Raw genomic sequence first — 9285 nt, forward strand, 5'->3', positions numbered from 1 at the left:
CCCCGGTCCCGGCGCCCCGGCGATCCGGGGCATCACCCTGCCCTCGTGGGACCGCGCCGACTACGCGGGCCCGGCCGCCGGCCGGTATCTGCGGGACATCCGGGCGACCGGGGCCCGCTGGGTCGTCTTCACCCCGACCTGGTACCAGCAGCGGCCCGGCGACTCGGCGCTGCGCCGCACCGGGGAGACGCCGGACGACGCGGCGCTGCGGCGGATCGTCCGCCGCGCGCACGCGCTCGGCCTCAAGGTGATGATCAAACCCCATGTGGACCTGCCCGGCGACGGGGACCGCGCCACCATCCGCCCCCGGGACCGGGCGGCCTGGTTCACCGCGTACCAGCGCTTCATCACCCACTACGCGCGGCTCGCGGCGCGGACCGGAGCCGAGCAGTTCGCGGTGGGCACCGAGCTCGCCGGCGTCTCCGCCGACCGCGACGCCTGGAGGGGCGTCATCGAGGCCGTCCGCGACCGCTACGACGGCACCCTGACCTACGCCGCCAACTACGACGAGTACGAGCGCATCCGCTTCTGGCACCGGCTCGACCTCATCGGCATCGACGCCTACTGGCCGCTGTCCGCCCGGCCCACCGCCGACACCGCACGGCTCCGCCGCGCCTGGGAGCCGATCGCGCGGCGGCTCGCCGCGTTCGCCGACCGCCACGAGAGGCCGATCCTGTTCACCGAGGCGGGCTACGTCAGCCAGCGCGGCGCGACGACCGCGCCGTACTCCTGGGAGCTCAGCGCCCGCACCGGGGACGCCGAACAGGCCGCCGCCTACCGGGCGCTGCTGGACACCTTCACCGGCCGGCGCTGGTGGGCCGGGGTGTGCTGGTGGATGTGGGACGACTGGCCGGACAGCGGAGAGACCCCGCCCCGGCGGGCGTACACCCCGCACGGCAAGCCCGCTGAGCGGGTGCTGCGCGAGAGGTGGACCCGCTGAGGCGGGGCCGCTTCCGGCCGTCGGCTCCTACGCCGGGTTGAGGGTGATCGTGGTGCGGGCGTTCTTCGCGATCGCCGACTCGCTGTAGAGCAGCGGGAAGTACTCGCCCGCGCCCCACTTCCCGGCGAGGTCGGCGTAGTGCGGGCTGCGCTCGTCCCCGGACTGGCCCGGCGCGTTGATGGCGCGCGAGTTGTCCCAGGAGCCGACGTCGAGGGCCATCTTGAAGGTCGCCCCCACGATCTGGATCCGGGGGAAGATGCTCGGGAGGTACGTCGACCTGCGGACCGTGTGGTAGGTGCCGTCCATCGGGGTGGGGCCGACGTTCGGGCCGCCGAGCGGGTGCTGGAAGAGGTGGATCTGCGCCGCGCCCCAGCTCCACTGCCCGGGGTCGGCGCCGAGGTAGCCGCTCACCTCCTCGTACGCAGCGGGCAGGGTGTCGAGGATGAGCTTGTCCCGCGCCTGGGCGCCGCCCTTGCCGAACCACTCCTCGGGCTCGGCGAAGGAGTCGGCGATGACGCGGAAGTCCTGGATGAAGTTGCCCTGCGTCAGATGCTGCGCGGCCTCCTTCGGCAGCATCGCCTCGGCCCACGCCGGGAAGAGCGCGTTGGTGATCCAGGTCTCGAACAGCACGGCGCCCGCGGAGTCCTTGCTCGCCACGCCGTCGTAGCCGCGCAGCACCTCCAGCGCCTTCCTGGCCGTCGGGTCCGAGGACTCCAGGCGCTTCAGATACGGCAGGACCTCGGTGGCCGCCAGCGACTTGACGTCGTTCTGGAGCCGCGTGGTGTCCTTGATGGAGGTGTCCGACTGCTGGGACAGCACCTCGTCGATCCGGTCCTTGCGGTAGCGCTCCGACCACTCGTACCCCGTGGGCCGGGAGCCGCGCGGGAAGTTGTACTCGTTGGCGGAGGAGACGAAACCGGCCTTCGGGTTGTGCTCGCGGGGGAAGTCGCCGCTGTTGCGGAAGCCGGTCCACTCGTAGCGCCCGTCGCCGGGCACCGGGAGCAGCCCGTCGTAGCCCTTCCCGGCGCGCTTCGGGGCGAGCGCGCCTGGCACCCAGCCGATGTCGCCCTTCCGGTCCGAGTAGACGAGGTTGGAGCCGGGGGCGCCCCACTTGCGCATCGCCTTGGTGAACGCGCCGAAGCTCTTGGCCTTCTGGAAGTTGAGGCTGCCCAGATAGGCCGAGGTGCCCGGCTGCGTCCAGACGGTGCGCACCGCGTACGCCTTGTTCTTCGCCCGGTCCACCTTGATGACCGGGCCGTGCTTGGTGAAGGAGAGCGACGACGTCTGCGCGTCGCCGCCCGCCACCGGAATGTCCTCCTGCACGGTCCTCATCGGCACCCAGCGTCCGCGGTAGCGGTACTTGGTCGGGTCGCCGGGCTTGAGGTCGTAGACGTAGAGGTCCGACTGGTCGGCGGCCAGGTTGGTCAGACCGAAGGCGATGTTCCCGTTGTGCCCCATGCTGACGCCGGGGTTCCACGGCTCACCCGCGCCGATGATGTTCAGTCCGGGCGCCGAGAGGTGGGTGATGTACCGGTTCGCGGGCACCGCGTGGTTCACCCGGTGCGGGTCGCCCGCGAGGATGGGCCTGCCGGTCGCGGTGCGCTGCGGCGCGACGGCCCAGGCGTTGCTGCCGCTCGTGGCCTCGCGGAGCGCCCGGACGTCCTCCGGCTCCTTCCGCATCCGGCCGTTCTCGAAGGCGACGTCCGCCGTGGCGAGGTTGTAGGTGTCCAGGACGTCGTCCGGGAGCGAGCACAGATCGAGGCCGTCCGGCACCCTGGGCTTGTGCTTCGGCTCCAGCTTCGACAGATACCGGCCCGCGTCCGGCCCGCCGAGGCACATGAGCTTCGCCCGGCCGACCTCCTTGGTGAGGTTGCTGACGAGACCGTGGGTGCGGATCCGCACCACGTCCTGCGGCTTCCAGCGAGCGGGCTGGTAGCCGAGCTTGCGGAACTCCTCCGGCATGGCGTCCGGGTTCTTCTCCAGCCAGTCGACATAGGCGTTGACCCCGGCCGCGAAGCGCGTCGCCGCCTCCTTGGCCTCCGGCCCGTAGCCGGCCCACTCCCTGTCCATGTCGCCGCGGTAGAGGAACAGCCGCGAGGCCCGGTCCTGTTCCACATAGCTCTTGCCGAGCACCTCGCTGAGCTTGCCGAGCCCGCTCCGGCGCCAGGTGTCCATCTGGAAGAGCCGGTCCCGTGCGGCGCTGAAGCCCTGCGCCTGGAAGAGGTCGCCGGTGCTGGACGCGGAGATATGGGGCACGCCCCACTTGTCGACCGTCATGGAGACGGGCTTCTCCAGGCCCGGCACCGCGTAGGAGTCCTCCGATTCCTCTGCCGTCGCCGACATCGGCACCGCTATGGGCACCGCTACGGCGATGGCGGCCAACAGTGTCTTGACCCGACGTCTCATCGTGACCTTCACCTTCGTGGGGCAGCGAGCGGACGCAGGCCGCGCCCGGGGGGGGCGACGCGGCCTGCCGTCCGGAAGCTACCTGCGCAGCGCGCGTGCGGCTCCCCTAACCCGACCCCTACAACACCCCGCTGCTCAGCCGTCACTCCGGTAGGGGGCAGACAACACCGCGGGCGGCCCCTCCGCCGTCAGTTCCTGGATGTCCACCGTTCCCGCCCCCGTCGACGGCTGCGGCAGCGCCGCCCACACCCCGGCGGCCACGGCGGCCGCGACGGCGAGGGCGATCAGCCCGCGGCGTCCGGCCGTCCAGCGCGCCCGATACCGCACCGGGTCCTCCACCAGGACCTTCGACACCTGCGCCGCGGCGAGGGAGATCCCGATCGCCAGCGCCGTACGGCCCCATCCGCTGGTGCCGAGCACCGTGTGCGGCAGCAGCAGATAGACCGGCCAGTGCCACAGATAGAGGCTGTACGACAGCTCGCCGAGCCGGCGGGGGAGGGCACCGCCCACGACGGTGCCCACGTGTCCCTTCGGGTCCGCGGCGAGCAGCGCGATCAGCACCGCGCTGGCCAGCGAGTGGACGAAGAGCCCGCCCCGGAAGAGGCCGGGCGCATGCTGCCCGTCGGTGAGCACCCACGCGGCACCCAGCGCCCCGGCCAGCGCCGTGCACACCGCGCCGGACACCGGCCTCGGCACCCGGGCGGCCAGCGAGCGCAGCGGCGCGGTGGCCGCGAGCGCGCCGAGCAGCAGGGCGAAGGCCCGGGTGTCGGTTCCCTCGTACGCCCGTGTGGTGTCCACGGCCCGGCCCAGGTCGAGCATGAGGACCAGTGAGCCGAGCGCACCGGCGGCGGCGAGCACGGCTACGCAGACGTGCCCGCCGTGCCCGCCGTGCCCGCGGCGCCCGCAGCGCCCGGCGACCGCGACCGCCAACGGCCACCCGAGATAGAACTGCCACTCGACCGCGATGCTCCACAGGTGCGCGAAGACGCGCGTACCGGAGGCGTTCCAGTAGCCGATCTGCTCGGTGATGTAGTGCCAGTTCACGGCCTGCGCCGCGGCCCACGGGGCGTCCTCGCGGGCGAAGCGCAGCGTGGAGGGTGCCCCGAAGGACCAGGTCAGCACCAGGGTCACGGTGCCCATGACGGCCAGCGCCGGCAGCAGACGGCGTGCCCGGCGCGCCCAGAACGCCATCAGGTCGATACGGCCCCTCTTCGCCGACTCGCCCAGGAGCAGGCCGGTGATCAGGAACCCCGACAGCACGAAGAAGAGGTCGACGCCGAGAAACCCGCCGTCCAGATGTCCGGCGTGGAAGAGCAGCACCGCCAGCACCGCGAACCCGCGCAGCCCGTCGAGCGGCGCGAGATGGGTACGGGCGGCCGCGGCCGGGGAGCGACGGCGGGCACGGGGAGCGGCGTGAGCGGCAGGCATGGCGGTCCTCGCGCGACTCACTCGCAGCCGAGCTTCGCGTATCGCTTGTTGCCGGTCCATGCGGTGTTCGCCCACTTCTGCGGCGGGGCAGGGGTGAACCCGTACGCGTCGCCGAGTTGCTTGGTGAACCACTGGGCAAAGCTGGCCGAGCCCTGCTGGCACGAGTGGATGCCGTCCTTGGCGCGCTGCGCCTTCGCCGCCGAGGCGTCGCTGCCCCACAGCTGGGAGGCATCCAGGAAACGGACGTGGCCGCCGCTCTTCCCGGCGGCCCGACGGGCGGCCTTGGGCGCACTCGCGAACGTGTCCGCGTACTTCTCGTAGAAGTCATCGATCTTGAACGGCGGGGTTGTGACGAGGACGAGCTCGGCATCGGCGTCCCGAGCGGTCCGGGCGAGCTTCTCGTACGACGCCTGCTGCTGGCGCGGGCTGCCCCAGTCGTAGGTGGTGAGCTGATAGGCGATCACATTCGGGCGGAAGTCCCTGATGTGCTTGGCCAGGCGCTTCCAGGTGTCGGCCGCGAGCTCCCTGGACATCTTGTCCCCCTCGACGACCGTGCCGCCTCCGTCGGAGGCCGCGTTCTTGAACTGCACGCCGCTGGCCTTCAGCGCCGCCGCCAGCGGCGGAGCCTGGGCACCGGCGATGGAGTCCCCGAGCCACAGCACCTTCTTGCCCGAGTCCTTCGGCCCCACCCGGACGGTCTCCGCCCCGGACTTCGAGGGCTCGTCGTCGCTCGTGCCGCACCCGGCGACCGCTGCGGCGACCAGACAGGCACTCGCCGCCACAAGCGGGACGGCTGCGGGGCGGCGGCGTCGGCGACGCTGCCGGGGGAGGGGAAGCGGCTGCTGAGCGGCGGTTTCGGTGTTCATGGACTCAGAGAACCAGCCCGCTTCGCCGAACGGCCGGGCTGTCATCGCTTGCTCACACGACGGGAAACATGCCGTCATGCGCGCCGGCGGCACCGCCCGCCCGGTCTCACGGGGGCCCGGCCACCGCCTGGAAGGCGTCGGCGAACAGTTCGCGGCCCACACCGCGCGGGCTTCCGCCACCCGCAACGTGTGCAGAACAGGTCCTCGGCTCGGACGCGGGTGCGCTTGGGACGGACCGCCGACGGGTCGACCACCACCTCGCCGGTGGCGACCTTGCGGACGGCGGCGTTCTCCGCCTTGGTGGCGATCTCCTGGGCGGGCCGGTCGCGGAGGCTGGCGCACCGGGTGACCTGTGCCGGCCAGACCGGCGCCGTAGCTGCCGCGCAGCGGAGCCGCCTACGCCGCGACCACCGGCGCCGACGGTGGGGCAGTGCGGTCCAGGGCGAGCAGGAACTCGCCGTTGCCGCCCGTCTCCTTCAGTCGGCTCAGCAGCAGCTCCATGCCCTGGACGGTGTCGCGGTCGCCGAGCGCCCGGCGCAGCCGGTGCAGCACGGTCAGCTCGCCGGGGGCGGCCAGCAGCTCCTCCTTGCGGGTACCGCTGGCGTGGACGTCCACGGCGGGGAAGATCCGGCGCTCGGCGAGCTCCTGGCTGAGCCGCAGCTCCATGTTGCCGGTGCTCTTCAGCTCCTCGAAGTAGTAGTTGTCGGCGCGGGATCCGGTGTTGACGAGCGCAGTGGCGAGGATGGTGAGCGAGCCGCCGTCCTCGATGTTGCGGGCGGCACCGAAGAGCTTCTTGGGCAGCAGCAGCGCGGAGGCGTCCACGCCGCCGGAGAGGATGCGGCCGTTGGACGGGGCGCTGTTGTTGGCGGCGCGGCACAGCCGGGTGAGCGAGTCGAGCAGGATCACCACGTCCTGGCCCTGCTCGACCATCCGCTTGGCCCGCTCGATGGCGAGCTCGGCGACGACGATGTGGTCCCGGGCGGGGCGGTCGAAGGTCGAGGAGTGGACCTCGCCGTGTACGGAGCGCTCCATGTCGGTGACCTCCTCGGGGCGCTCGTCGAGGAGGACCACCATGAGGTGGCACTCGGGGTGGTTGGCGGCGACGGCGTCCGCGAGATGCTGCAGCAGGATCGTCTTGCCGGTCTTCGGTGGGGCGACGATGAGCCCGCGCTGGCCCTTGCCGACCGGCGCGACCAGGTCGACCACCCGGTTGGTCAGCCGGCCCGCCGGAGTCTCCAGGCGCAGCCGCTCGGCGGGGTGCAGCACGGTCAGCTCCGCGAAGCGGGGGCGGCGTGCGGCGGCCGCCGGGTCGAGGCCGCCGACCCGGTCGACCCGGGCCAGCGCGGGCGGCTTGTCCCGCCGCCCGTCCCCGGTCCTGTGCGGGAGGACGCCGCCGTCGACGACGTCGCCCTTGCGCAGGCCGTGCCGGCGGATGAGGTTCGTGGGCACGTGCACGTCGTCGGGGGCGGGCAGGAAGTCGACGGCGCGGAGGAACCCGTGGTTGCCCGTCGGGTCGAAGACTCCGGTCACGGGGCTGAGTTCGGACGAAGTGGATGATGAAGTGGATGAGGTGTTCGGTGCGGATGCGGTCATGCATCCTCCTCGGTCGCAGGTACGGATATGGATATGTGGATGAGAAAGGGGATGTGCGGCAGAGGCGCGGCATGAGGGCGCACGCGCAGCCGCGGATACAGGGAATCGGCCTCGCCCGGGGCCGGTCGCGAGAAGACGGGCCAGAACCAGGCGGCTGGCTGCAGAAGCACGGGCGCCGGAGACCGGCGCAACACGGTGCCGCACCCACAGTAGCACTACGGCTTCGCCGGATATTCCCTGGCCTGTCAGCGGGCCAATCTGATCGCGCCTGCCCATCGGCGGACCCCCTTCGTCCCGATCACGCACCCACAGCGGCGTGGTGCGCCCGGACTGCTCGCCGTGCCATCCGCACCGTCAACTGCGGAATCTCCCGACCCGGTCCCGAACCCATCGCCATCGCGGTCACACCACCGACCGCTCGCACCATTCCGCCTCGCTCAGCGCGGCAGGGAGAGTGGGGTCTCGGTGCTCAGGGGCGCCCGGGGAGGGCGGCACCGTTCCGGCACGTCGCCGTCGGGCGGTATGTGGTTGTTGGCTGGTCACGCAGGTCCCCCGCGCCCCAGCCGGGGCTCGCTCCCCCTCGGGCGGGGAGGGGTGACCCAGGGTGCGAGGGGGGAGCCTGCCTCTGCGCCCAGGTCGCGGTCGGCCGTCGGCCGGCCACGCCGCGAGGCGTCCATCGCGCCCTCCCTTGGATCAGCAACGGACGAGTCCACGCCCCCGCGTTGACGTATCCCTCCCCCCTCAGTTCGACTACGCGCCCGCCCTTTACTCGACTGCGGCAGGGGGCTCTCCGTCGTTGCTTGTCCGCTGTCAGTGGGCGTTCAGCACCTGCCGCGGTGGTTGTCTGGTCCGTGGCCGCCGTCGCCGTCGCCGTCGCCGGAGGAGCCGCCCTGGCCTGGCGAATGGTCCGCGGCGAACAGTGAGCGTGTGGGGGGTCATCTGTGCTCCAGTCGGGACCGCAGAGGGTGCGGGCTGAGCGGAACGCCGAACCGGGGGGCGGATGCGCTCCGGGCTGATCAGATGCAGGCGGTAGTCGGCAGCGATGCGTGCGGCGGCGAGAGTGAGGACCTCGTCAGCGACGGTACGAGGGCATCCGGAGACCGGCCCGGTATGGGTGGCGATCAGAGCGCGGAGCTGCCTGGTCAATGTCCTGCGGCTGGTGCGCGCGCGGCGACGGCGTCGGCTGGGCAGCCACCACGGCAGGCGTACCCCCAGGTCAATGACCGCGACAATGGCTCTGGACGCTTGCACCACGGCAGGAGCCGGCCCCGGGGCCGGGTCCCGCACGCAGGCGGGCAATGCGGCCCGTGCACACACGTTGGACCATACATCGGCTCCCATCTCCTGGCCGGTCATAGCCCGTAGCTGCTGTTGGAGTGCCATGTCAACGGCGTCCAGATGCGCGGTCACCGCGCGCGGCCTGAGAGCCCGCCCGGCCGGTGCCCGCGCCTGCATCCACTGCGTGGTACGTGCGCCGGAGGGCGGGCGGTGATTGTCCAGGACACAGGGGTCCGGGAACGAATCCCGGTTGGTACGGCCAGCAGGTGGCGGATGTCTTCGGGGCACGCGGTGAACACCACCTGGCCGCTGTAACGGAACACGTCCCCGTGGGTGTCCTGACACGCATGCAAGGAACCCCGACGGATTCTGGCGGTATGCCACATCGTTGCCGATCAGCACGCCACCACTGGGGCCCGGAATCGATGACCGCGAAGCCAACAGAACAACACCCCCTGGATCGCGACGCGACTGCGGACGGGCATGTACCAAGTCGGGGCATACGCCCCGGATCTGGTTGCGGTCCAGACGGAACAGCCGCCGTGCGGCAGCCTGCATCTTCGTCATCGGCGGCAGCGCCGACTCCTGGAGCGCCGTGTGCTTCGCGAGAGCGGCCTGCCGCACGCCCATTACCTTCCGAGGAGAGCCCGAAGTGGGCTCGTGGTCTCCGGGGCCGGTATGGCTCCTTGCCCCTGTCGTTGATGATCCGGGGGGTGCTGCCGCCGGTCCTGGCGGCGCCGGCGCCTTCCCCACCACCACCCACCGCCCGGGAAC

Annotated in this window: 5 protein-coding genes; 1 reads left to right on the forward strand and 4 read right to left on the reverse strand. The window is 71.9% G+C overall.

What is annotated here, in order from left to right:
- Window positions 1-940 (forward strand): glycoside hydrolase family 113 (locus G5C65_RS24390; protein WP_165301066.1); only part of this gene is annotated, 940 nt, incomplete at its 5' end.
- A 27-nt stretch (window positions 941-967) separates the two neighbouring features.
- Here G5C65_RS24390 and G5C65_RS24395 read toward each other — a convergent pair.
- The 4 genes from G5C65_RS24395 to rho form a co-directional block, all read right to left on the reverse strand.
- Entirely contained in the window at window positions 968-3346 is a 2379-nt protein-coding gene (locus G5C65_RS24395; RefSeq protein ID WP_165301067.1) for a penicillin acylase family protein, read from the reverse strand.
- A gap of 135 nt (window positions 3347-3481) precedes the next feature.
- Window positions 3482-4774: an acyltransferase family protein gene (locus G5C65_RS24400; RefSeq protein WP_165301068.1), complete on the reverse strand. Its 1293-nt coding sequence runs from the start codon at window positions 4772-4774 to the stop codon at window positions 3482-3484.
- 17 nt (window positions 4775-4791) lie between these two features.
- Window positions 4792-5640 carry an SGNH/GDSL hydrolase family protein gene (locus G5C65_RS24405; RefSeq protein ID WP_165301069.1) on the reverse strand — a complete coding sequence of 283 codons (849 nt, stop codon included), beginning with the start codon at window positions 5638-5640 and terminating at the stop codon, window positions 4792-4794.
- A 396-nt stretch (window positions 5641-6036) separates the two neighbouring features.
- Window positions 6037-7233: a transcription termination factor Rho gene (gene rho, locus G5C65_RS24410; protein WP_165301070.1), complete on the reverse strand. Its 1197-nt coding sequence runs from the start codon at window positions 7231-7233 to the stop codon at window positions 6037-6039.
- Window positions 7234-9285 lie beyond the last annotated feature (2052 nt).

Source organism: Streptomyces boncukensis (assembly GCF_011045075.1).
In the GTDB taxonomy this organism is placed as follows: Bacteria; Actinomycetota; Actinomycetes; order Streptomycetales; family Streptomycetaceae; genus Streptomyces; species Streptomyces boncukensis.

Excerpts from the sequence above, each read along its gene's own strand:
- G5C65_RS24395 (WP_165301067.1), bottom strand. The coding sequence starts at position 3,346 with ATGAGACGTCGGGTCAAGACACTGTTGGCCGCCATCGCCGTAGCGGTG.
- G5C65_RS24400 (WP_165301068.1), bottom strand. The coding sequence starts at position 4,774 with ATGCCTGCCGCTCACGCCGCTCCCCGTGCCCGCCGTCGCTCCCCGGCC.
- G5C65_RS24405 (WP_165301069.1), bottom strand. The coding sequence starts at position 5,640 with ATGAACACCGAAACCGCCGCTCAGCAGCCGCTTCCCCTCCCCCGGCAG.
- rho (WP_165301070.1), bottom strand. The coding sequence starts at position 7,233 with ATGACCGCATCCGCACCGAACACCTCATCCACTTCATCATCCACTTCG.